Origin of the sequence: Mucilaginibacter mallensis (assembly GCF_900105165.1) — a bacterium.
Lineage (GTDB): Bacteria > Bacteroidota > Bacteroidia > Sphingobacteriales > Sphingobacteriaceae > Mucilaginibacter > Mucilaginibacter mallensis.
The window spans coordinates 5,829,188-5,851,847 of sequence record NZ_LT629740.1 but is presented as its reverse complement, the minus strand read 5'-3'; the positions used below and the strand labels follow the sequence as shown (position 1 = coordinate 5,851,847).

Sequence of the window (22,660 nt, the reverse complement as noted above, 5' to 3'; positions counted from 1 at the left end):
TTCGAAAAATGTACCATAGGGTGCACAAGAAAACAGACAGCAATAGTCCTGTTTTTCTCCGGTAAAAAGGCCGTTTCTGTAACGGAAACAGCCTTTTTTTAATGTCTTTGAATCGGATTTATTCCACGGCGCTGACGAATCATAACAGAAAAGGAAGTAACCCAAATAGCTCGGAATTAATTAATGAACATTTCCCGAACTTAAAATTGTTGGGCGATCCGCGATTGACCAAAGGATTACCGTCATTAATTCCGAAACAGCAAGATTTTTTGTTGAATTAAACGAAAAACCGTCACTATTCCGTCATGGAATTACTTGCAAAAAAGAATATATAGTCGTAAACTGGCCTAAGCAATATCAGCGGTATATCCAATCATTCATACCTGTTAAGGTTGCCTGGTCGCTTTTCTTATCAAATAGTTGCACCTTATCAACCATGTCTGCACGAAGGTTCCTCGTCACCAATGTAGGATCATCGCCAAAGAATTCTTCGCCGTCGACCAGCACCTTATTGATTGTTTCCCCCTGGGCAGAAATCTTTCCATCCTTGTCGACCTGAATGCCGGGTAGTCGTTTTAATAAATCTTCCACTTTGGCATTTGGGTCTAGTTTATAGGCCTTCGCATTATATTCTGTAGTATCTCCCTTTATCCGGATAGCAGATACAGTCCCCTTTATGATTATCTCTTTCAATAAGTTAGTTTTTAAGACCATCTCGATTATATTAAAATCTTTGGTAGTGTTATTGGAGCCCAAATTGAACTTCTCAGAATAGTCCGCATAACCGGGATAAGAAACATAAAGCAGGTAACTTCCATCCTGAAATCCATTCATAAAGAAGCTGCCATCCGGTTGGCTTCTTGTAAACTTCCTGATAATAGAATCCCTGCTGTTTAATATAATCACTGAAGCATCTTTAAGCTTTATGTTTGTACTTGTATCAATGATTATTCCCTTGATAATGTTGTTGTTATACTCCATTTTTTGCTTTATCTGTTGGGAAAAAACAGGCAAAGCAAATCCTGTTGACAATAAAATTGTCATTAATTTTTTGAGAATCATGTGTGATTTATTTTAAGATAATGCCATTATTTAGGTAAATTTTTTAGCAGATTTTCAATTTCGGTTGTATAAGATACGCCAATAGGAACTTCCAGATCTGTTAGCCAGACGCTTCGTTTATCAATCTTAGTTATTTTTGTTTTAGCTACAATGAATGATCGGTGAACCCGAAGGAATACTTTTACCGGCAGCAGATCTTCTGCTTCAGACATCGTGAGGCGGGAAACAATAGTTTGAGCCGTTAGGTGGAACCGGATATAGTTGCCGACGCTTTCTACATACAGCAAATTGCTGAGGTCTATTTTTACTTGTTCATAGCCGCTCTTTATAAAAATTGCCGGTAACGATTCAATAACCGGCTGACCGGAGTTGGCTTTCAACTGGTGCAGTGCCATAGCTTTGTTGCACGCTTTTAACAGGCGTGAAAAAGAGAAGGGTTTCAGCAGATAATCAATAGCATCCAATTCAAAGCTCTGCACCGCGTGTTCGCTATAAGCAGTAGTAAATATTACCATTGGCGGATTCGAAAGTGATCTTATAAATTCAATACCGGAGAGGCCGGGCATCTTAATATCTAAAAAGACAATATCGATGGCATTTTCCTGAATGAATGTAAAGGTGTCAATCGCTTTAGTGAAAGATTCCACTAATTCCACAAAAGGGACCTCTTCCAGTAAGTTTTTGACGACCTCTAATGCGAAGGGTTCATCGTCTATGGCTATTGCTCGCAGCTTATTCATAACTTATGGGTTTTTGGTCTAATCATCAGTTCAACAATAAATTCATTCTCTGTTGCGCCATAGCTAAGCTCGTGCCGTCCTTTGTAAAACAGCATGAGTCGTTCTTTGACATTTAACAAACCGATGCCGGTAGACTTCTTTTCAGGATCATTTGTTTCTTTTACGTGTAAACTGTTCCTTACTTCCAGGCGGATATTGTCATGGCTGCAAGTCAGATTTATTTTGATCCAGGATCTCTCATTCAGGTTTATCCCATGCTTAAAAGCGTTCTCAACGAAAGGAATCAGCAGCATCGGAATAATTTCATGGCTGCAATCCTCAACGGTTATATATTCACTTATTTTAATCTGGTCAGAATCCTGGATGCGCAATTTTTGCAGGGCGATGTAATTTCTAAGATAATTCAATTCGTTATCCAAAGGGATAAAATCGAGGTGGTTGTCGTCCAGCATAAATCGCATCATATCGCCAAGCATTTGTATCGCGTTAGCCGTTCTTTTGGAACCGTCTACCAGGGCTGTGGCATATATTGTGTTAAGGACATTAAACAAAAAGTGAGGATTAATTTGCGAACGCAAAAACTGTAAATCAGCGGTCGATTTGGATAATGCAATTTCGGCACCTCTTAATTCCCTTATTTTATCCTTTCGCTGCTGGTAAAGTATCCAGGTAACCGGCGTAATAACAATAAATTGAATGATGCAGTTAATCCGCCACATGTTTGGCATTACGCCTGCTTTGTTTACAAACAATGCAAAAGGAAGTGAATAAAGCAAGGTAGAAATTGCAAGCCGCCAAATCAGTTGAAAAGAAATGCCAGGCGTATTTGCAAAGCGGGGAAAAAGCCAATAGGTATTACTGAAATAGACAAATATAACTGACGGTACAAAAACAAAATAAGCCTGATAGATGCCAGTATCCTTAACAATATGGAAAGCCGATATCAGGTTAGGCAGCAGCAAAAAAATATATAAAGAAGCAGCTATTTGATTGGCGATCAGCATCCTATAATTACTTTTTAGACCGGAGCTTTCGAGGCGATATACAATATATTCGCGGATACCAGCGTAAGTTCCATAAACGAATAAAAAGATCAGCGCATTATCAAAACCTGCCCATAAATTAGTTAAGGGGGTTTCATTATATCCAAATGAAGCAAATAAAGAAAATTCTCCATAGTTATTCCATGCCGGATGTGCGTAATAGGTTGCAATGTTTACACCAATGGCAAGCAGGTAGCTTAGTAGCAGTAATTGAAGTAAAACCCAGGGATAAATAAAGAATGACCTATAGCTTGTTCGCAATTGCGGGATAGTAAAAAGATTGACCCAGAAATAAACAGCCATAAATAAAAACACTACGCCAGTACGTGGCAATAACATATTAACAAAATAATTAAAATGAAGGTTGTGGTGGATACTGTTATACTGTTCAAACCCGGTAACATAAATCGGTGCCAGATTTAAGCGCTGCAAAATATAATTAATGATTGCTATTAAGGCCAACAGGGCGACGAGCAATTGTTCGTATTTTCTTATCTTGACTTTCATTGTCTGCATATTTGATACAATGATACAAGCTGGGAATTTACGCTTTTTAAAAATGTGATGAATAATGAATTGGTGGGATAGAAAATGGAATTATAGTTTAAATTGCAGATCAAAAGCACAAATGATCGCTAATTCTGACCAATCATTGCCAGTTATAACTAATATTCTACGTAAGGTCCTATCGAAGCCTTGTTTTTTGATTAAAAAAATAAGTATCCTCTTCGTTCTCGTGGAACAAGCCTGGATGCTATCTACAATTTTATTTGACAAATTAAATCATATATTTGCAGACCGACTAATCTGTCTGTATTAAAAATTAAAATTATGAAGTATAAAATGTTAGGGGATACCGGATTATTAGTATCTCAATTTTGTCTCGGAACGATGACATTTGGAGATCACCCCGTTTATAAAGAACTCGGAGGGCTGGATCAGGTACAAGCTAACACTTTGGTAAAACAAGCTGTCGATGCGGGTATTAATTTTATTGATACAGCAAACGTTTATTCCGCCGGGCGCTCAGAGGAAATCACCGGACAAGCGATCAAAGACTTAGGCTTTCAGCGGGACTCTTTAGTAATTGCTACTAAAGCGAGGTCAGCTATGGGGCAAGGCCCCAATGACAAAGGTTTGTCACGCAAGCATCTGATGCAGCAGGTAGATGCCAGCCTAAAACGTTTGGGTACAGATTATATTGACCTTTACCAGATGCATTCATACGATGCACTTACACCCATTGAAGAAACATTACGCGTAATGGACGATTTGGTGAGGAGCGGAAAAGTGCGTTACATCGGTGCAAGCAATGTACCTGCATGGCTTTTGTCGCAAGCTTTGACTTACTCCAAGTATAACCACGTTGAAAAATTCATTTCATTGCAAGCGTATTATACCATTGCAGGACGGGATCTGGAACGTGAACTTGTGCCATTATTGCAAGCTCAGAAAGTCGGCTTAATGGTTTGGAGCCCGCTTGCAGGTGGATTGTTAAGCGGTAAATATTCCCGTTCAGGAGAGGCGGATGCCGGTAGAAGAAATACGGTTAATTTTCCTCCGGTAAACCGCGACCGTGCTTTCGATATACTGGATGTGCTACATCCGATGGCAGAATTGAAGGGTGTTACTGTAGCTCAGCTTTCTTTAGCTTGGTTGTTACACCAGCCTGTGGTGACCAGTATCATTGTAGGTGCGAAAAAGCCGGAACAGTTAAGCGATAATTTAAATGCAGCAGGTGTGAAATTCAGTGAAGACGAATTAAAACAATTGGATGAGATCAGCAAGCTGCCTGCCGAATATCCAGGTTGGATACTGGAATATACCAAGGCAGATCGAACTTTGTCTTAACTACCTTAGCTTCGTTTAATTAACTTTGGACTTAATGATAAATACGGAAGTATCCAAAAAAGAAAAGGTAATAGCCACCGCTATTAAGCTTATTGTGGCTAACGGTTTTAACAAGGTTTCGACGGCTGGCATATCAAATATTTCCGGAGTCGCTACAGGAACGATGTTTCATCATTTTAGTAGTAAGGACGATATCATTATTACAGCCTATAAAACGGTCAAACGTAGTTTTATTGCGCAAACAGCAAATCATCAAAATGAAAATAATGTAAAGGAAGACTTGCAGTCCATGTGGATTGATCTAATTGAATGGTCATTAATTCATCAGGATGAATTTAGGTACATGCAGCAGTTTTTGAATTCTCCGTATTATAGCAAAGAGGTCATGTCGCAGGATGATACCTGGACTTCCTTATTAGCTTGGTGGAAAGCTGCCATTAAGACCGGGCAAATAAAAGATATTCCTGTTGAATTTCTCATTAAGATGTTCAGCAGCGTCCTATACAGCACCATAGACTTTTTGATTACTTACCCCGAAAAAAAAGAAGAATATTTAAAGTGTTCTTTTTCAATGTGCTGGGATATGGTCGGTGTAGATCAATAAAACTTTCAAATCTCACGACCGAATCTTCGGTTCGTGGGATTTAGAAAACAAAAACCAGAATTGACGGTACAAGCTTGGTAAAGCCTTCAGCATACTTCATGCAAATAGTACCGAGTACCTCGAAGATTATACCGGTTATTAAAATTATCCACTTCATAATTAGTGTTAAATTATAAGACTAAGCGTAAGTTTATTTGACAATGCTTGACTTGCTGCTTACTGTTTGTGCACTGAAATAGCCCATGCACCCGCCGAAGATGTTAGAGGCAGGTGTAGCCGGACTTGACAACTGGTCGTTATAAAATGCAATGTTTGCAGCTTCCATTAAGAAATTATAGGCACCTTTATCGACCCCGACAAGACTTACCAATACCAAATTGTTTTTTCGGATCGCGCCTGTATCCGTAGACAAATCCTCACTGATATATCTCCCGTTCATTAAACGGTCCTCATCTGTTTGAAAACGCCTTAGTTTTACGCCGTTTACCCAAATGTTGTATTTGTAATAATTGACAAAGGCAGCCGGGTCCCGATAATGGACCGTTGGTTGAATCATGTTTTTAACAGCCGTATAATCAAAGGAAATAGAGTCAAGCGATACCGGGAGCGGCATCGTAGAAACTGAGTTATAGGTTTGGCCATTAACTACCACCTGGAGCTGATAAGTATGACCAGGCGTACCTATAATGGTATGTGTGGTATAGATTCCCGCAGAGGTTTCCGATAAAAGGTCATTGACACCTGCCGTTTCATCAGTAATAGTTACCGACGCTCCTGAAACATTTGGGTAGGTATTGTCGGCATAAAAGCTGATAGTCTTCGAAATGTTAACATGGTAAGGCCCGCTAGTATCACTTACCGTGCCTTCAATGACCAGTTGAGCAGCACCATTGGATAAGGGTGGTGTAATTACTTTTTGGCAGGAGGTGCAAAAAAGAGTAAAAAGAAATAATGCTATAAGCAGTGTTTGAATTTTCATGGGATTAAAATTTAAAATTGTAAGTAACAGATGGGATCATTTTGAACAGGGTAGTTTGCAGTACCTGTGTTTTGTTGGCATTTTTAGGATCGGTTTGAAAAACGATGTCGTAAGGATTTGATTCGCCGTAAACATTGTAAATAGAGAAATTCCAGCTGCTTTCATATTTAGCAGTCTTTTTTGCTAACAGCGTCGCTCCAATGTCGAGCCTGTTATAAGCTGGAAGGCGATTACTGTTCCTTGCGCCATAAGTATATACAGGTGCACCGTCAACCGAAAATTTTCCTGCCGGCCAGGTGACCGCGTCGCCCGTATTGTAGACAAAGTCTGCTGAAAAAGTCCATTTCTTGCTGGCTTGGTACATACCTACCAGGGATACGTGATTAGTCTGATCCTGGGTAGCCGGATAATACTGGCCATTATTGATACCGGGTATTTTAAGTTCTGTTTTGGAGAAAGTATAGCTTAACCAACCGGTAAATCTTCCGCTTTTCTTTTTGATATAGGTTTCCCAGCCGTAAGACCTTCCTGACCCGTAAAGAAGGTCAGCTTCAATATCGGGATTGGCTACCAAATCAGCACCATTTACATAATCAATCTGATTCTGCAGCTTTTTGTAATATATTTCCGTTGAAAATTCAAAACCGTTATCGTGGAAAGTATGGTAAAAGCCCATAGCGACCTGGTCGGAAATTTCCGGCTTGATATTATTGCTGCTTGGCAAGTAAACATTCGTAACTGATAAATAGGACGAGTTATTCAGTAGGTGTATGTTCTGCGCATTGCGGTCATAAGACAATTTCAGCGAACTGTTCTTGTTGAGTTGGTAGCTTGCGGCAAACCTCGGTTCCGGGATTATATAGCTCTTAACGATTTGACCGCTTTTGTAATAGGTGCTGTCCGTTTTGTTGCCTGCTTTGTCATAGGTATAAAAATTTCCTGGGCCCAAAACCATTAGGTCGCTCAATCTTATGCCATAGGTGATTTTTAAATTATCGGTTGCATTCCATTCATCGGACAGGTAAACAGCGCTTTCTAAGGCGTATTTTTTCTCCAGGAAAACGTCGTTATAACTGGAAGGAGCGGTTGCTATCGCTGTTCCGGGTTTGGTAACGTGAAAGGTGTATTCCAGCCCGAAGCTTAATTTGTTGGTGGCATTCAGGTAATAGTTAAAATCCTGTTTGAAATGATAATCTGTTATGGCCGATGAAACTTTGATATTATTGAGATCACTGTCAAAATCAACATCGTAAGTATAGTTGCTATAAATCAGTGACGTATTGGAGAATAGTTTGCTGCTGAAGATATGGTTCCATCGCAGTGTTCCGGTAGAATTTCCGTAATCAAGTCCGTAACTGTTCCTGAAACTCATTACATCTTTGCCAAAATAGCCGGATAAAAAGATGCGGTTATTTGAATCCAGCTGATAATTGGCTTTCAGGTTAACATCATAAAAATATATCTTACTGTGCTTTGTCGTGGTATCGGAAGCAAACCTGGTAAACAAGTCTGCATAACTTCGCCTGGCACTGATAATAAATGAGCCCTTGTGATCAAACAAAGGACCTTCCAGTGTCAATCGGGACGCGATTAATCCGAGACCACCACTTGCTCCAAATTTCTGGTTATTACCGTCATTCATTTGGATATCCTCGACCGAGGAAAGCCGCCCGCCGTAATTGGCTGGCATTCCACCTTTATATATGGAAATATCTTTGATGGCATCTGAATTAAATACAGAAAAAAAGCCTAAAACATGCGATGGATTATACACAGTCGCTTCATCTAACAAGATTAGATTTTGGTCTGATCCCCCGCCGCGTACAAAAAAACCTGATCTTCCGTCCCCGGCAGAAACAATGCCGGGTAGCAGCTGAATTGTCTTTAAAACGTCCTTTTCCCCTAATAAAACAGGTACATTATTTAAGTCCTTGATATTTAATCGCTGAACTCCAGCCGGGGTGGTTAAAATATTGTTACTTCTTCCATTACTGCTTTTAATTTTAACTTCCTGCAACTGACCATAGCCCGATTTTAAATTGGAGTTGACTACAATGTTCTTGCTCATTACAACTTTGAGTGTATCTGTTGCATAGCCGGTATAACTTGTTATCATAGTGTAGGAACCCGCAGGAATGGTGATAGAGTAAAAACCATAGGAATTGGTGGTTGCACCCTTGCCGGGCAATTCCAGAAAGGTGACACTGGCGGCAGGCAAGGTTTCACCAGTTGCTTTGTCTTTGATGGTACCTGAAACGGTGTAAGTGAATTTGGTTTGGCCCCATACCATCCCCGGAAGCAGGAGTAACAGGAAGATGATCATAGGTTTTGATTTTGACATATTCTATTTATTTACAAGTATGTTGATGAAAAGCATTTACTAGTCATTTGCAGTAGGACACGATACTTAAGGTTTACCCTGATGCCTAAAAAAATTTGAGCAATAAAATTTACTGTCCCTAATAGCGCTGGCTTTTACACTTCGGTTATAGTTTAATACTGATATATTTGCCGGATCTTAATAATAAGGGTGATCACTCAATCCCGGCATGCAAAAAATCTATTCCTTGAATACCTTCAAAATTTCCCTTTTATTTCTACTTTTTATTTTGATGCAAATCCTTCCTGCAAATGCGCAGGATTACATGACCAGGAATATTACAGTCGGTAACATTGGCCAGGTAACTATTGGTCAGCTATTAAAGAAGATAACTGCGCGCTCAGACTTTAACTTTGCCTATAACAATAAGGCGATTACAGCAGATAGTGTTGTACTCATCTCAGGTTATCGGGGCACTCTTTATGATTTTTTAGCGGGGTTGTTCGGACCTGATTATGAGTTTAAAGAAGTGCCAGGATATGTAATTCTTCGTCACGCACCGAATAAATTAATTTTAACGGCAGAGTTAGATAGCGACGACCCCGGCGAATTAATAGTAAAAGGCCACGTGAGCGATGCTCTTTTTAAAACTAATATTCCACAGGTAAGTATTGTTGAAAAGGATTTGCTCATCGCTCAGCTTACAGATCAGCAGGGTAACTTTTCCTTTAAAATCAGCAATCCGAATATTTCACTGTTGTTAACTGCATCAAAGGAAAATTACCGCGACACGAGTATATACCTGCTTCAGGATGTTCCCGTTGTTGGCTTGAAATTGAAAAAGCGGCGGTATAAATATGATCCGGACGAAAGCAAAAAACGTGCGAAGCTCGAACAGGGCTTCAGTCGGTTCTTTATTACTTCCAGGCAAAAGATACAGGCGCTTAATCTCGGCGGTTTATTTGCTTATAGTCCTTACCAGGTTTCCCTTACACCAGGATTGAGCTCACACGGGATTTACAATAGTCAGGTGATAAATCACCTTTCCATCAACCTCATTGGAGGTTATACAGCAGGAATTCAAGGGGTAGAATTGGGCGGCGTCTTCAACATTGACAGGAACAATGTCAGTTTTTTTCAGGCTGCAGGCGTTTTCAATATTGTCGGAGGAAATATGAAAGGAATACAAATGGCGGGAATCTATAACCAGGTTTTGAATAATACCTCAGGCGTGCAGATCGCAGGTATATACAATCAAACTAATAATTTATCTTCCGGGATGCAATTATCCATGATCGGCAATGTTGCTGATACCAGCCGTGGACTTCAATTAACAGGCTTGATAAATTATTCGAAAGTTGCAGGCTCTCAACTTTCAGGGGTAATAAACATAGCCAAAAATGTTCATGGTTTTCAGTTCGGCCCGGTGAATATAGCGGACAGCAGTGACTATCCTATAGGCTTGATTAACTTTGTAAAAAATGGGCCGAAAAGCCTGGCTTTGAGCTATGACGATGCTAATTTTATTCACCTTGATTTCCGCTCAGGAGGCCGGATATTATATGGGCTGCTCGGAGCCGGTTTGAATACTGCAGGTGGCACTTACAAGTATGCCCTTGAACTGGGTTTGGGAGCACATATGATAAGCGATCATCGATTCTCGGTAGATGGTGAACTCGTAACACGGCTTACCACTGATCTGGGAAAAAACAGCTATCAAACCTATAGTTTGAAATTTTTACCTGCATACCATTTGAGCCATCATTTTAGTTTGTTTGCTGCTCCGGCCTTTGGCTTCACTTCCGGCTCAGACAATCCTAAAATCAACAGATTCGGCTGGGTTATTCATCAGGAGACAGAAAATAACTCCTTTAACATATATAGTGTTGATCTAGCCTTCGGTTTGCTATACCGTTGGTGATATATCCGTGCTTCTACCTATTTAGTTAAAATAATTTCATCGCCGCTTTTTTTCATTTTAAGTTCAGGAGAAGTCAGCAATAATATTTGCAGCATCTTTTCTAACGAATCTTTTTTCAGCGTTACTGTAAGTGGAATGTTATTTAAATCCTGCCCTTCAATCCTGATATGGGCTCCATATATTTCGTTAAAAACAGCAACAATGCGCGAAAGTGGGGTATTGTTCAATTCGAACTGGCCGTTTCGGTAATAACTGTACAACAAATCACTGTTGGTTTCCTTGCTTAAATTTTTATCGGTCGAGAGCAAGTGTATCATCTCATGACGCTTTAAGACAATGGAGGCAGCTTGTCTGCTTACTTTGACGATACCGGTTTCAACAATTACTTCCAGATAATCAGGTTTACTTTTTACATTGAAGGAAGTGCCTATATCACGAATGTTTACATTGGCGGCTTGAACGGTGAATGGGATGTCGGCATTGTGTTTCACAATAAAAAATGCTTCTCCAGACAGTTTAATGGTTCTTTGCTTTTTGAAGTTGTTCGAATAATTGATGGATGAATGGCTATTAAGCTGAACTGTAGATCCATCCGGCAGGGTATCTGTTAGCACATTATTTTGTGTTGTTACTGTAATCAACTTGTCAGCGATATTGGAATTAAGGTTAAAAATATAATAGCCACCAGTCGCCAGACCGCATATAAGGAATATTGAAGCAACAATTTGAAGCCATAATTTATAAGGCTTATTCATTGGGACGATAATACTATTGCGATTTGAAGCTCTTTTTGCCTTAAACTTTTCCCATTGAATTTCTTCGTCGGCAGGGCTTTCCATTGCCAATTCTTTACTTGATTCCAAAATAAACCTGAATTGTTCCAGTTTTTTGGCGTTGGTATTACTCTCGTTGATCCATTGGCTAATTAACTGCTCCTCGGCTGGGGTAGTCTCGCCAAGAATATGTCTGACCAATAGATCGTCACTGATTTCTTCTGTCATGACTTGAATAATTTAAATAAGATGAATGCTATAAGTGGTAAATATTCACTCATTTCACGGCGCAGAATTTTTAGAGCCTTTACCATTTGGGTTTCTACCGTTTTAATTGAAATATTGAGCTGGCTTGCAATTTCTTTATATTTCAATTCTTCAAACCTGCTCAAATGAAAAATTGCCCTGCATTTTTCAGGTAATTTATTTAGTGACTGATATAATTTTAGCTGCATTTCATTTAATTTTAATCGGCTTGCGGTATCAGGAGTCTCACTTTTCATGGTATATGCTGTTAACGTTTGATACCGCAGATGAACCTTTTGGCCTCTCAATAAATTCAAGCTGTCATTGTAAACAGCCTTATACAGATAGGATTTAACTGATAAGGTAATGGACACCTCTGACTGTTTTTCCCATAGTTTCAGAAACATTCCCTGAACAATTTCTTCCGCGCTATCCCAATCCCTTAGTAAAGAAAAAGCGTAAGCATGCAGTTCTTTAAAATGCGTTTTAAAAATATCCTCAAAAACCGCTTCTGTAAAAAGGTTTTCACCGGTTTCAATCGCCATTTATTCCTTGGTTTACTAACTGGTTATAAATCAACTTTATTTTTGTTCGCATGACTCGTTTATTATCAGAAATAATTCGGAGCTTAAATCTTTAAAGCTAAGCATTCCTTTGATATGTATAATGACACGTTCAAATAGCATTACCCTTATCTGGTATAAAAAAATATTTTAAATAACCTCAATCCGTGTCAATAACATCTTATGATGTCTCACATTTATATCTTTTAATGTCACGTTAAGTTCCTTCGGCTCAGGTCGACAAGATGTTTTACAACATAGCATGAGCCAGATCAATAGGATCAAAACAGAAAAGAGGATTTGTATACAACTAACCGCTTTTTGTATTAACACCACCTTCGGTATAAGACAGACCTTTGACTTGTAATATTAAACAACAAAAAAATGAGCAAGACAATTTTAATAACAGGAGCAAGCAGCGGTATAGGAAAAGAAACTGCAAAATTATTTCAGCAAAAAGGCTGGAACGTCATCGCCACCATGCGGAACCCGCAAAGCGAAACGGAACTGACACAATTGGGGAACGTATTGGTTACCAAACTCGATGTGCTGGATCTCAGTTCTGTTGAGAACGCCGTAGCCGAAGGTTTACAAAAGTTTGGCAAAATTGATGTGCTGGTCAATAATGCAGGCTATGGCGCTTACGGTCCCCTGGAATCATTTCCCCGTGAAAAGATCGTTCGCCAGTTTAACACCAATGTGATCGGCCTGTTAGATGTGACCAAAGCCATTCTTCCGCATTTCCGCGAGAATAAAGATGGTATGATCATCAACATATCTTCCATTGGCGGTAAGGTGACTTTCCCTTTAGGTTCGCTGTACCACGGAACAAAGTTTGCTGTTGAAGGCATTTCGGAAGCCCTGAGTTATGAGGTAGAAGCTTTTGGCGGAAAAGTAAAAATTGTAGAGCCGGGTGCTATCGCCACCGATTTTGCCGGGCGTTCCTTTGACTTCAGCAATGACGAATCACTGACCGAATATCAAGGTATCGTAGCGGCGCTATTTGCAGCTATCCCGGCAATGACCGAAAATGCTTCGCCTGCGAGCCTTGTGGCTGAAGTAATTTATGAAGCGGCTACAGATGGCAAGAACCAGATCAGGTATACCGCAGGAGAAGACGCAAAAGTACTGTTGGATAATCGCAAACAGCTTGATGATGCAACGTTTATCGGCGGCATGAAAGCGCAGTTTGGCTTAAATTGATCGTAACTTAGGGTAAACCTTATTGTAGAAGGGTTATTGCTTCGGTAATAACTTTTCTATTTTTATATCAATTTTTATTTGAAAGACATGAAACCTGTTTTGCATTTACATAGCATATCCGATATCGGCGATTTTATCGAAAGCAATACCAGGCACCCCTTGGTAGCCGTGGTTGATTTTAGTAAAGCTGAAGATAAAATTGAAGAAGGCACACGCATCAGCTGCGATTTTTATACTATTATGTTTAAAAATTATTCATGCAATACATTTCGCTACGGCAGGAAAACCTATGATTTCCAGGACGGAAGTTTAGTGTGCCTTGCACCAAAGCAAATAATGACCATGGATACTGAAGTTGAGCAAAGAGACGACAGGCTGGGCTGGGGTTTATTTTTTCATCCCGATCTGATCCGTGGAACAGCATTGGGAAAAACAATAAAAGACTATACCTTTTTTTCTTATGAAACCAATGAGGCCCTTCATTTATCGGATAAAGAAAAGCAAACGCTGCACGGCATTGTGCAGAAAATTGATACCGAACTATCGGAAAACATTGACCGGCACAGCGGTACATTGATCGTCTCCAATATCGAACTGCTGCTGAACTACTGCACCAGGTATTACGACAGGCAGTTCATCACACGCAAAGCTGCGAATAACGATGTACTTTCAAAAGTGGAAGCGGTTTTGAGGGACTATTTCAGATCGACAGATCTAAGCGAAAAACATCTACCCACCGTAAAGTATCTGGCAGATGAGGTGCATCTTTCCGCCAATTACCTTAGCGACCTGTTAAAGCGGGAAACCGGCATGAACGCACAGGACCACATCCATCATTACCTGATCGAAGCGGCGAAAGACCTGCTGCTCAATACAAACAAAACAGTTGGAGAATTAGCCTTCGATCTGGGTTTTGAATATCCTCAATACTTTTCAAGACTGTTTAAATCAAAGACAGGACTGACACCGGTTGAATACAGAAATTTGAATTAATGTGCTGGTTAAAGCTTTTTGTTTGTAAAAAAATGAGACATTAAATGATGTAAAAGTGAGACATCATAAGCTGTTATTGACAATCCGTGTTACTATTCATCGCGTAACATAAATCGCTTTCATCGCCATCCTTTTCAATTATCCCAATTCCTTCAAAATAGCCTTTCTCAGATTGCGTTGTAGATTGAATTTTTGTAAAATTCATAAAATTATTGAAGAAATTGGTCTGAGGCCAATATGGCGTATATTGTTCTTAAAGGTGTTTTACAATTGCTGGCACCAAAATAATACTACCCGTAGTTTTACGTTCTTCCAGATCAGCATGTGCCTGGTTAGCATTTGACAAAGGATATATTAAAGGCTTTTCTAATTGGAAAACTCCGTTTCGCACTAAGGAGAATATCTCGGGCAATGCCTTTCCTGATTTATCCTGGTAAGCCGGATAATTATTTAATACAGCCTGTACAAAGTGTATTTTTCTTTGCTCAATAAACGCAGTATTAATTGCTGGCATACCGGATGCCCAGCCGTACAGCACTGCACTTCCACCCGGTTTAACCAACTCAAGCGACTTTTGAAATGTGGCAACGCCGATACTATCATAAAACACATCAATACCCTTGTCACCTGTAATTTGCCTTACCCTTTCAGCAAAGTTCCCGGCCGATAAATCAATAACGTGCTCAAAACCTCGCTTTAAGGCAAGATTCTTTTTAGCTGCGCTGCCAACAGTACCAATTACAGTAGCGCCAATAGATCTGGCCCATTCACTTAATAAAGTTCCAACACCGCCGGTCATGGCATGGATCAGCACGACTTCCCCTGCCCTCAACTCATGACTTTGTTTTAATAACATGTGCGAAGTCATGCCTTTTATCATGATTGATGCCGCCTGTTCAAATGATATATCGTCCGGGAGTTTAAAAATTTCGTTAGCAGGGAGGATTCTTCTTTCGGCGTAAGCCCCATTTGAGCCGTAGTAAGCCACACGGTCGCCGACCGCAAATGCTTTGACGCCATTGCCGGTTTGTTCAACGATTCCTGCTGCTTCTAATCCTATCAGCGCCGGATATGCAGGCATGGGGAAAGTGCCGTTACGAAAGAAGACATCCAGAAAATTTACACCAATTGCTTTTTGGCCAATTAATACTTCTCCTTCTCCAGGTTTCAAAATTTCAGTTTGTTCATATCTGAGTACTTCAGGTTTTCCTGGTTGTTCAATGCGGACAATGCCGCTTGTTATATTGTTCATCTGATTTGATTGTTGATGCAAAGCTACTATGACCAACTTCCCTTTCGGTATTAGTTTCCCAAAGGGAAGTAGTCTCCTTCGGGGAAGTATTGTATTTTTGCAATATGGGAACAAAGTCGGTTGACGGACAGATATCTGTGGATTGCTGGGAGCGATTAAGAGCGATCAACGATACAAAGGATATATTAAGCGGCAAATGGAAAATTATGATCATCGCCTGTTTAGCTTCATTCGGAAAAAAGCGATATATGGAACTACATCGGTTATTAGCCGGTATCGGTACCAAAATGCTTTCCAAAGAATTACAGGAATTAGAAATAAACGGTTTAATAACACGAACAGTGATGAATACTAAACCCATTACGGTTGATTACGAGTTGACCAGCTATGGCCGCAGTTTAAAACCTATCATCGATGAAATGGCTTTGTGGGGCATGTATCATAGGGAAAAAATAATTGGTGAAATAACCCAAAAAAAATAATTGCATAGCATCGCGGCTATTTGCTCCGGTTTTTTGGCAACCCTCATTTTAATCCGATAGCATAGGTATCGTGTTTGCCTGAATGAGGAGCAGTTGTTGCTGCCATTGCGACTTAATTTAGAAAAAGGGTATCTATACGATTTTCAGTTCACTAATTAGCTCTAATTGCTCTATTAATTGGTTCGAATTCTGCCCAGTATTCTGGGGAACAAAGCCTACGCTATATTTTTTTTCAGTCTTTTGCATACAAACGTCCGCCTTTCGGTTATAAATTATAATGGGCCTCTGCTGAACTTTGCCTATAATAAACCAAAACAAGGAAAGATGAAAGTAACATTGATAACAGGAGCATCTGGTGGCATCGGTAAAGCTTTTGCAGAACGATTGGCTTCAGAGAAACATAACCTGGTGCTGGTAGCACGCTCCGAAGAGAAACTAAAAAATTTATGTGAGCGATTATGTACAACGTATAAAGTTTCAGCAACCTACATCATTGCTGACCTGACACAGTCAGGCAGCGATCAGGTGATCGCCAATGAAGTTCTTAAAAGGAACTTTAAAGTCGATTGGCTCATCAATAATGCAGGTAGCGGATCCGGCGGCGATTTGTTGGAGTACAGCCTGGACTACTACCAAAATATGATGAACTTGAATATGACCGCAATGGTTGCGTTAACTTACCGGTTTTTGCCACAAATGCGCGCAGCAAAAAATGGCACGATCATCAACGTTGGTTCTATGGCAAGCTTCAACCCAATCCCTTATATGAACGTTTATGCAGCAAGCAAAGGCTTCGTAAAATATTTCACGCAGGCATTGTGGGAAGAAAACAGATTATTCGGTGTAAAGGTTATGCTTTTGTGCCCCGGAGCTACTGAAACAGGTTTCTTTGATGCAGCAAGTATTGGGGCCGACCGTAAAAGCAGCTTTTCTACTAAAAATCTGGAAACATCCGAACAGGTAGTTGCATCGGCAATGAAGGGATTGCAACAAGGTAAAATAATTACCATCAGTGGCTTTCAAAATAAAACAGGACGGTTTATTATTTCATTACTTCCTGAGCGGATGGGCTTAAAGATATTTGGAAATATGATGCGCAAAAACCTTAAATTAAACATCCATTAACAGGGTCCATCCATGAAACGTTCAGACGTACTGCATATCAAAAATCTTCATCAGTATTATGCCGCTGCCAGCCTGGGCAAGCCGCGGCATCCTCTGATCAGTATTTATAATTTCAAGGAGATGCCTCAATTGGCTGTGCCGGAAGCGTTACGATTCACCCTGGATTTTTATGTTGTTACGATCAAATATAATTGTACCTGCAAGTCAACCTACGGGCAGACCAGCTATGATTACGACGAAGGCGTTATGGGCTTTTTCGGCCCCAAGCAGGTGTTAGGTATTGAGCGGGAATTGCCAACACCTGAAAACGGGTGGTGCCTGACCTTTCATCCTGACCTTTTAAATGGATATGAACTGGGCAAAAAGGTAAGAGATTATGACTTTTTCAGTTATAGTGTAAACGAGGCGCTGATCCTATCTGAAGATGAAGAACGTGACATGGAGGAGCTATTTCAAAAGGTCAAAAAGGAACTGGAACGGCCAATTGATAGATTCAGCCAGGATGTCGTAATAGCTCAATTAGGCCTGCTGCTGACTTTCAGTAACCGATTTTATAACCGGCAGTTTATCACCCGTAAACCACTCAACAACCAGTTACTATCTCAATTTGACGAATTACTTAATACTTGCTTTCAAAACGATGTAGGCAGGCAACATTTACCTACGGTAACTTCCCTTGCTGAAAAACTAAATCTCTCCAGCAAGTATCTTAGTGCTTTGCTAAAGCAGCTCACCGGCCTTACCGCCCAGCAGCATATCCATGAGAAGATCATCCAGATTGCAAAACAGGAGCTATCTACAACCAACATTACGGTTAGCGAGATTGCTTATAAGTTCGGATTTGATTATCCGCAGTCCTTCAGCAAATTATTTAAGAACAAGACTAATATGTCGCCACTGGAATTTAGGCAGTCACGCAACTGATTGCTCGAAATTCCCTAAAAGGATAATTTGTTAAGACTTACTAAGTCATCGGTAAACAAATTATGAAACCAAATTCGGCAAGCATAAACATATAATCGTTCTTTTGACCGGTTTTGTAATAAGAAGAAGTGTTTGTAATTCTTACACAGATTATAAGTTATTTGCTCTCCATTGATTTTATTGCTAAACTATCTTTTGAAGAAGGTATAATTATAGTATATTTTTTAAGTAATGAATCACTCATTGCCATGCCATTGGCGCAAATGTTTCCCTTTTTATAAATTTCATTTTTTCGGAATGGCTTTAAATTATTGCCTTTGTTGATTTGTGTAACAACAAATTCACTTTTATTTATCTCCGCCTCGTTAAAAGTTGTTCCTAACATTTTCCCTCTTATTGTATCACTTTTTATTATAACAAAATGGTTCGGATATATACCACTGTTAAAGGGTAAATAATTCACCTTTATATCAAGTTTTGTACACTTGACATGAATTCCCAGCAGACTCTTCTCTTTTACCATATTTAAAAAATCATCGGGAATTTCAAAATGATAAGATCTTAGCACAAAATCATTATTTAAGTATAGTGTTAATTTATATATTTCATCAATAGTATGCTGTTTGGGATAAATAGTTACCCGGATATCATCGGCATTTTGACCAGATTGTTCTAAATCATATTTGTAATAAATGAAGTTTTTTTCCGGAAAATACTTTTTAATCGTTTCGGACAGAAAAGCATAGTTAAAAGCTACATTAGCATCAATATTCGAGGGTAAATCTATTTCCGCATTGTGCCGGTCTTTGTTGTCTTTTTTTTCCATAATACATCGGGATGCATTAATTTTTAGCTGGCCAACCGGTTTTTTATTTAGAGAATCTGTACTTGCATAATATTCGCATAGTGCATCTGAATATTCAGTGCATCTAAGGTTGACATAAGCAGACTCCCGATAATACGCATGCAAATCCATTGGCGAAACAAAGATTTTGTTATTATGATTTATAACACTATCTAACAGTTGTTTCAAAGTTAGAGGCTTAACCACAACCTCTTTTAAATTTTCAACAGACGTATTCAATCGTATAGTATTGTATTTTTTAATTAAGGCCGAATGTATATCAATGTTTTTTGAATAATAGCCTATGCATGAAAATGTTAAAGAATCGCTTTGATTATATGAATCCGGTAATACTATCCTAAATTCTCCATCAGTATTAGTAACAGAATTAATACCCTTATTCTTCCATGTAATTGTTGCCTCTTCAATACCTTCACCTCTATCATCAGATATGACTTTGCCGATAACGGTATTAACAGACTGAGCGGAAACATTAAAAGCCATTAGCACTATCGGAATTAAAAAGAGCAAACTTCTTTTTACTCCGTTTTTAAGATGGGGATTAATCATATAACTATTTGCTTTTTATAGCGTATTGTCCGACATGAAAATCGTAGAGACATAATTTTGAGAAATATTATAATTTGAGTAATAAACAACTACCGCAATGTAAACTTATACTGCAGTAGTTTAAAAGAAGTAATTAGATTAATTTTGAGCTTTAATGTATGCTACTATAGCCGTTCCTACAGATAATATCAATGCTAAGAGATTAATAAATTTGCCGCCTTCAACTTCTTGCATTTCCATTTGAGTTATAGGCTCCTGTCCCATTTTGTTTAAATCTAGTGATTGTGTCATGATTACATTGTTTTTATTTCCTACTTTTTCACAACACGCATGAATTTTGGAAAGGTTAATCCTATATCAATTATTTTGGCCAAGTTTTGATTTTCAATGATATCAATATTAACTCTTAATTTATATCGATTTTATGAATATTTATAAAATAGATCTATATTTAAAATACTAACCTAAACCTATGAAAACACATGAAAAAATCAAAAAATAAGACGCACCTTCACACTCGGTCCAATATGTTGCACCGTTATTCAAAGTTTATATGCGTATAAGCTACTAAATCGCTTTAAGGAACTTGGTAAACCGGAACTTCAGTGGATAGCCATATCTGATGACCAACTCCTGGAGCTATGGTCGGTGCAGGTATGAACCCGCAAATTGCAAAGGGTTTAGTCGAAATGAATGTAAGCAAAGTAAACGGCGTCCTGTACGAAGACTACTACCGGATCCGTCCTTCTTTAGGAAAGGTAAAACTGACAAATTTTGCAAAAGAATTTGCAGCAATTTATAATCAACAATAATTTATCGAATCATGAAAATAGTACTTACAGGTTCCTTAGGTGCCAAATTTAAAATAGTGCGCTTCGCCTGAAAAATAGTCCTATCCGCCTGCCGGTAGCGGTGTATCAGCAAGCGGAAATCATCATTAAGATCAACGCGGCGAACAAACCCCTCGCCGAGGGATGACGGGATTTGTAGTTCGTTATTCACCACTGATACATTCGGGGCCTCAGCAAAGGCCGTTAAAAAATTAAACTGCGGCTGGGTAACGAATTCTATTAACATGTTTTTGATAATGTTTGATTTACGACTGTAAATACTGGCGGATCATTGAGCCTTTACTTCATCTTCAACCACAAATTTACTTGATTTAGTAATTTGCGCCCGATGTTTTAGCCCCCAGTCCGCTATGCTGTCCGCCACAACTTTTAACGAAAGACCGTATGCTGTTACTTCATAACTGACAGATAAGGGCTTAGTTGAAGCAACTGTTCTCTTTATAAGGCCGTTCATTTCCAGTTCTTGCAGTTCCCGACTAAGCATTTTACCCGATATCCCGCTAACAGCTTTCAATAATTCTGAATAACGCAAAGGTTTATAAAGGAGACGTGATAAAATTGAAATTTTCCATTTACCGTTAAGGATGTCCATCGTATCATCAATGGCCCTTACTCTCTTTTCACAATCATCTAATGATACATAATCTGAAGTTGCTTTTTCCATGCGATCTGGTTACTTAAATGTCACTTAGGTTACTCAAATGTTACTATTACTTTTTGTCACAAAGTTACTTTTTTAAACGTTACATATCTAATTTTGACAAAAAAAATATCCTATGAGCTTAATTGAAAATCTAGAGTGGCGTTACGCCACAAAAAAAATGAATGGTGCGAAAGTACCCCAGGAGAAACTTGATTATATTTTAGAAGCGGCCCGTTTGGCCCCTTCATCTTCCGGGTTGCAACCTTATAAAATTATTGTCATCTCCGATAGGGTTTTATTAGAAAAAATAAAAGTTATTGCAAATAACCAAAGCCAGATTACAGATTGTTCACATTTGCTGGTCTTCGCTGCCTGGGACCAATATACGCGTGAACGGGTTTCTAAAGTGTTCAACTACATCATGCATGAACGGTCCTTGCCTCCAACTGCGATGAGTGATTATAAAGAAAGCATACTAAATCTTTATGCGACGGAAGGTAAAGAATGGGAGGCTCACCACGCAGCAAAACAAAGCTATATCTCTTTTGCAATGGCAATAGCTGCTGCAGCAGAACAAAAAGTGGATGCAACGCCTATGGAGGGATTCGATTCAACAGCGATGGATGAACTTCTGCAACTTAAAGGATGTGGGTATAAAAGTACGGTGATTTTGCCCTTAGGCTACAGGGATGAGGACGAAGATTGGTTATTAAATATGAAAAAGGTACGTGCCCCGAAACCGGATTTTATAACAGAAATGACCCTTGCGGATGCTGTAAATTTAACGGATGCCCGATGATTCCCGAGGCTCCATCTGCGAACAAAGGGCCGCCAGCGATTAGTCATAAAAACGGTTCAATTCACCAGCATATCGGTCCGCAGTTTCATAACCTCCCTGGTATTCTTCGATAGTTAAGTAATTTTGAATGGCTTTTACAACGGGCTTAGGCATCAACGCTGCCCCAGCGTTGTTGAAATGAATAAGCTTCTAAATTCTTAGGAATAGACTTACTTTGTATAAAAATATAATATATGGCAGCTGATGACGACGCTTTCGAATTCCTAAAACGCAAGATCAACAATTATATCACTTTAAATGACCAGGACACCCTAGATCTCGTCAATTATTTCAAGATCCGTCTTTTTGAAAAAAATCAGTTTCTTCTGAGGGAAAATCAAATCTGTAATTTTTGGGGATTTATTCAACAAGGATTAGTGCGGTCGTATTCATTAACGAATGAAGGGGACGAGTACACCCTCGGCTGTATGCATGAGGGTAGCTTTATATCTGAATCCCTCAGTTTCATTCAGCAGGTCCCATCATCTGTAAATGTACACGCGCTGGAAGATACTGTGCTCATTTGTATAACTTATGCAAAACTTCAGGAGCTTTATATTAAATATCCTGTATTCGAAAAATTTGCAAGAATGCTTTATGAGGAACGATTGTCAAGAGTAAAAGCAGGAACCTTATATCGGGTGCAGCTTAGCGCAACGGAACGCTATATTCATTTCATAAATACCCAACCCGAACTGATCAAAAGGGTACCCCTAAAATATATTGCTTCCTACCTTAACATTACCGACAGTACTTTAAGCAGGATTCGGGGAAAAATCGGCCGCATGAAAGTCTGACGTTATTTCTTGCCTTTTATCAAGTGACCGTAATGC

General features: G+C 39.2%; 23 protein-coding genes. 10 read left to right on the top strand and 13 right to left on the bottom strand.

Annotated elements, in window-relative coordinates:
- Nucleotides 1–357: 357 nt before the first annotated feature.
- From BLU33_RS24185 to BLU33_RS24175, 3 genes are read right to left on the bottom strand one after another with little or no spacing between them, the layout of a single operon-like run.
- Nucleotides 358–1,044, bottom strand: a complete 687-nt coding sequence (locus tag BLU33_RS24185) for a carboxypeptidase regulatory-like domain-containing protein (protein ID WP_232009352.1) — start codon at nt 1,042–1,044, stop codon at nt 358–360.
- A 44-nt stretch (nt 1,045–1,088) separates the two neighbouring features.
- Nucleotides 1,089–1,802: a LytR/AlgR family response regulator transcription factor gene (locus BLU33_RS24180; protein ID WP_232009351.1), complete on the bottom strand. Its 714-nt coding sequence runs from the start codon at nt 1,800–1,802 to the stop codon at nt 1,089–1,091.
- Nucleotides 1,799–3,352 carry a sensor histidine kinase gene (locus BLU33_RS24175; RefSeq protein ID WP_157682365.1) on the bottom strand — a complete coding sequence of 518 codons (1,554 nt, stop codon included), beginning with the start codon at nt 3,350–3,352 and terminating at the stop codon, nt 1,799–1,801. The genes BLU33_RS24180 and BLU33_RS24175 overlap by 4 nt, the downstream gene beginning before the upstream one ends.
- 324 nt (nt 3,353–3,676) lie before the next feature.
- Here BLU33_RS24175 and BLU33_RS24165 point away from each other — a divergent pair, with 324 nt between their 5' ends.
- Both BLU33_RS24165 and BLU33_RS24160 read left to right on the top strand, forming a co-directional pair.
- Complete coding sequence (locus BLU33_RS24165; RefSeq protein ID WP_091379597.1) at nt 3,677–4,696, top strand: aldo/keto reductase; 1,020 nt, start codon at nt 3,677–3,679, stop codon at nt 4,694–4,696.
- 34 nt (nt 4,697–4,730) lie between these two features.
- On the top strand, nt 4,731–5,300 hold the full coding sequence (locus BLU33_RS24160) for a TetR/AcrR family transcriptional regulator (RefSeq protein ID WP_091379593.1): 570 nt from the start codon (nt 4,731–4,733) through the stop codon (nt 5,298–5,300).
- A gap of 40 nt (nt 5,301–5,340) precedes the next feature.
- On the opposite strand, the gene BLU33_RS24155 is transcribed toward BLU33_RS24160, so the two are convergent.
- Genes BLU33_RS24155 through BLU33_RS24145 form a run of 3 tightly spaced genes read right to left on the bottom strand, consistent with a single transcriptional unit; the run spans nt 5,341 to nt 8,620 of the window.
- Nucleotides 5,341–5,457, bottom strand: coding sequence for an SMR family transporter (locus tag BLU33_RS24155; protein WP_091379590.1), 117 nt, complete (start codon nt 5,455–5,457; stop codon nt 5,341–5,343).
- Between the two features lie 33 nt (nt 5,458–5,490).
- A complete protein-coding gene (locus tag BLU33_RS24150) occupies nt 5,491–6,279 on the bottom strand; it encodes a DUF4249 family protein (protein WP_091379586.1) in 789 nt (262 codons plus the stop codon).
- A gap of 4 nt (nt 6,280–6,283) precedes the next feature.
- The gene (locus BLU33_RS24145; protein ID WP_091379583.1) at nt 6,284–8,620 is read right to left on the bottom strand and encodes a TonB-dependent receptor; all 2,337 of its coding nucleotides are present in this window, start codon (nt 8,618–8,620) and stop codon (nt 6,284–6,286) included.
- Between the two features lie 268 nt (nt 8,621–8,888).
- Between BLU33_RS24145 and BLU33_RS24140 the strand changes: the two genes are divergently transcribed.
- The gene (locus BLU33_RS24140; RefSeq protein WP_157682363.1) at nt 8,889–10,520 is read left to right on the top strand and encodes a hypothetical protein; all 1,632 of its coding nucleotides are present in this window, start codon (nt 8,889–8,891) and stop codon (nt 10,518–10,520) included.
- Nucleotides 10,521–10,537: 17 nt separating this feature from the next.
- Here the strand turns inward: BLU33_RS24140 and BLU33_RS24135 are convergent, their stop codons facing one another.
- Nucleotides 10,538–11,521, bottom strand: coding sequence for a FecR family protein (locus BLU33_RS24135; RefSeq protein ID WP_091379576.1), 984 nt, complete (start codon nt 11,519–11,521; stop codon nt 10,538–10,540).
- On the bottom strand, nt 11,518–12,084 hold the full coding sequence (locus BLU33_RS24130; RefSeq protein ID WP_091379572.1) for an RNA polymerase sigma-70 factor: 567 nt from the start codon (nt 12,082–12,084) through the stop codon (nt 11,518–11,520). Before BLU33_RS24130 ends, BLU33_RS24135 begins: the two co-directional genes overlap by 4 nt.
- A gap of 402 nt (nt 12,085–12,486) precedes the next feature.
- Here BLU33_RS24130 and BLU33_RS24125 point away from each other — a divergent pair, with 402 nt between their 5' ends.
- The gene (locus tag BLU33_RS24125) at nt 12,487–13,305 is read left to right on the top strand and encodes an SDR family oxidoreductase (protein ID WP_091379569.1); all 819 of its coding nucleotides are present in this window, start codon (nt 12,487–12,489) and stop codon (nt 13,303–13,305) included.
- An 87-nt stretch (nt 13,306–13,392) separates the two neighbouring features.
- On the top strand, nt 13,393–14,298 hold the full coding sequence (locus tag BLU33_RS24120; protein ID WP_091379566.1) for a helix-turn-helix domain-containing protein: 906 nt from the start codon (nt 13,393–13,395) through the stop codon (nt 14,296–14,298).
- Between the two features lie 253 nt (nt 14,299–14,551).
- Here the strand turns inward: BLU33_RS24120 and BLU33_RS24115 are convergent, their stop codons facing one another.
- Nucleotides 14,552–15,550, bottom strand: a complete 999-nt coding sequence (locus BLU33_RS24115) for a quinone oxidoreductase family protein (protein ID WP_091379564.1) — start codon at nt 15,548–15,550, stop codon at nt 14,552–14,554.
- Nucleotides 15,551–15,654: 104 nt separating this feature from the next.
- Here BLU33_RS24115 and BLU33_RS24110 point away from each other — a divergent pair, with 104 nt between their 5' ends.
- The 3 genes from BLU33_RS24110 to BLU33_RS24100 all read left to right on the top strand — a co-directional run bounded on the left by BLU33_RS24110 (nt 15,655) and on the right by BLU33_RS24100 (nt 18,081).
- Complete coding sequence (locus BLU33_RS24110; protein WP_091379561.1) at nt 15,655–16,032, top strand: winged helix-turn-helix transcriptional regulator; 378 nt, start codon at nt 15,655–15,657, stop codon at nt 16,030–16,032.
- A 324-nt stretch (nt 16,033–16,356) separates the two neighbouring features.
- On the top strand, nt 16,357–17,157 hold the full coding sequence (locus BLU33_RS24105; protein WP_091379558.1) for an SDR family NAD(P)-dependent oxidoreductase: 801 nt from the start codon (nt 16,357–16,359) through the stop codon (nt 17,155–17,157).
- A 12-nt stretch (nt 17,158–17,169) separates the two neighbouring features.
- Nucleotides 17,170–18,081 carry a helix-turn-helix domain-containing protein gene (locus BLU33_RS24100; protein ID WP_091379555.1) on the top strand — a complete coding sequence of 304 codons (912 nt, stop codon included), beginning with the start codon at nt 17,170–17,172 and terminating at the stop codon, nt 18,079–18,081.
- Between the two features lie 157 nt (nt 18,082–18,238).
- Here BLU33_RS24100 and BLU33_RS24095 read toward each other — a convergent pair whose 3' ends face one another.
- The 4 genes from BLU33_RS24095 to BLU33_RS24085 form a co-directional block, all read right to left on the bottom strand.
- Entirely contained in the window at nt 18,239–19,495 is a 1,257-nt protein-coding gene (locus BLU33_RS24095) for a carboxypeptidase-like regulatory domain-containing protein (protein WP_091379553.1), read from the bottom strand.
- A gap of 138 nt (nt 19,496–19,633) precedes the next feature.
- A complete protein-coding gene (locus tag BLU33_RS25260; protein ID WP_157682361.1) occupies nt 19,634–19,786 on the bottom strand; it encodes a hypothetical protein in 153 nt (50 codons plus the stop codon).
- Between the two features lie 522 nt (nt 19,787–20,308).
- Nucleotides 20,309–20,572: a hypothetical protein gene (locus BLU33_RS24090; protein ID WP_197684539.1), complete on the bottom strand. Its 264-nt coding sequence runs from the start codon at nt 20,570–20,572 to the stop codon at nt 20,309–20,311.
- A gap of 42 nt (nt 20,573–20,614) precedes the next feature.
- Nucleotides 20,615–21,010, bottom strand: coding sequence for a winged helix-turn-helix transcriptional regulator (locus BLU33_RS24085; protein WP_091379551.1), 396 nt, complete (start codon nt 21,008–21,010; stop codon nt 20,615–20,617).
- Between the two features lie 112 nt (nt 21,011–21,122).
- Between BLU33_RS24085 and BLU33_RS24080 the strand changes: the two genes are divergently transcribed.
- Both BLU33_RS24080 and BLU33_RS24075 read left to right on the top strand, forming a co-directional pair.
- Nucleotides 21,123–21,788: a nitroreductase family protein gene (locus tag BLU33_RS24080; protein WP_091379549.1), complete on the top strand. Its 666-nt coding sequence runs from the start codon at nt 21,123–21,125 to the stop codon at nt 21,786–21,788.
- Between the two features lie 233 nt (nt 21,789–22,021).
- Nucleotides 22,022–22,624 (top strand): Crp/Fnr family transcriptional regulator, encoded by a 603-nt coding sequence (locus tag BLU33_RS24075; protein WP_091379546.1) that lies wholly within the window; start codon nt 22,022–22,024, stop codon nt 22,622–22,624.
- The last annotated feature ends 36 nt before the right edge of the window (nt 22,625–22,660 follow it).

Bases quoted from the DNA above. Each gene is read 5' to 3' on its own strand.
- BLU33_RS24095 (WP_091379553.1), bottom strand. From the start codon at position 19,495: ATGATTAATCCCCATCTTAAAAACGGAGTAAAAAGAAGTTTGCTCTTT.
- BLU33_RS24120 (WP_091379566.1), top strand. From the start codon at position 13,393: ATGAAACCTGTTTTGCATTTACATAGCATATCCGATATCGGCGATTTT.
- BLU33_RS24185 (WP_232009352.1), bottom strand. From the start codon at position 1,044: ATGACAATTTTATTGTCAACAGGATTTGCTTTGCCTGTTTTTTCCCAA.
- BLU33_RS24145 (WP_091379583.1), bottom strand. From the start codon at position 8,620: ATGTCAAAATCAAAACCTATGATCATCTTCCTGTTACTCCTGCTTCCG.
- BLU33_RS24175 (WP_157682365.1), bottom strand. From the start codon at position 3,352: ATGAAAGTCAAGATAAGAAAATACGAACAATTGCTCGTCGCCCTGTTG.
- BLU33_RS24100 (WP_091379555.1), top strand. From the start codon at position 17,170: ATGAAACGTTCAGACGTACTGCATATCAAAAATCTTCATCAGTATTAT.
- BLU33_RS24135 (WP_091379576.1), bottom strand. From the start codon at position 11,521: ATGACAGAAGAAATCAGTGACGATCTATTGGTCAGACATATTCTTGGC.
- BLU33_RS24105 (WP_091379558.1), top strand. From the start codon at position 16,357: ATGAAAGTAACATTGATAACAGGAGCATCTGGTGGCATCGGTAAAGCT.
- BLU33_RS24130 (WP_091379572.1), bottom strand. From the start codon at position 12,084: ATGGCGATTGAAACCGGTGAAAACCTTTTTACAGAAGCGGTTTTTGAG.
- BLU33_RS24150 (WP_091379586.1), bottom strand. From the start codon at position 6,279: ATGAAAATTCAAACACTGCTTATAGCATTATTTCTTTTTACTCTTTTT.
- BLU33_RS24125 (WP_091379569.1), top strand. From the start codon at position 12,487: ATGAGCAAGACAATTTTAATAACAGGAGCAAGCAGCGGTATAGGAAAA.
- BLU33_RS24180 (WP_232009351.1), bottom strand. From the start codon at position 1,802: ATGAATAAGCTGCGAGCAATAGCCATAGACGATGAACCCTTCGCATTA.
- BLU33_RS24110 (WP_091379561.1), top strand. From the start codon at position 15,655: ATGGGAACAAAGTCGGTTGACGGACAGATATCTGTGGATTGCTGGGAG.
- BLU33_RS24085 (WP_091379551.1), bottom strand. From the start codon at position 21,010: ATGGAAAAAGCAACTTCAGATTATGTATCATTAGATGATTGTGAAAAG.
- BLU33_RS24160 (WP_091379593.1), top strand. From the start codon at position 4,731: ATGATAAATACGGAAGTATCCAAAAAAGAAAAGGTAATAGCCACCGCT.
- BLU33_RS24165 (WP_091379597.1), top strand. From the start codon at position 3,677: ATGAAGTATAAAATGTTAGGGGATACCGGATTATTAGTATCTCAATTT.
- BLU33_RS25260 (WP_157682361.1), bottom strand. From the start codon at position 19,786: ATGACACAATCACTAGATTTAAACAAAATGGGACAGGAGCCTATAACT.
- BLU33_RS24080 (WP_091379549.1), top strand. From the start codon at position 21,123: ATGAGCTTAATTGAAAATCTAGAGTGGCGTTACGCCACAAAAAAAATG.
- BLU33_RS24090 (WP_197684539.1), bottom strand. From the start codon at position 20,572: ATGTTAATAGAATTCGTTACCCAGCCGCAGTTTAATTTTTTAACGGCC.
- BLU33_RS24115 (WP_091379564.1), bottom strand. From the start codon at position 15,550: ATGAACAATATAACAAGCGGCATTGTCCGCATTGAACAACCAGGAAAA.
- BLU33_RS24155 (WP_091379590.1), bottom strand. From the start codon at position 5,457: ATGAAGTGGATAATTTTAATAACCGGTATAATCTTCGAGGTACTCGGT.
- BLU33_RS24075 (WP_091379546.1), top strand. From the start codon at position 22,022: ATGGCAGCTGATGACGACGCTTTCGAATTCCTAAAACGCAAGATCAAC.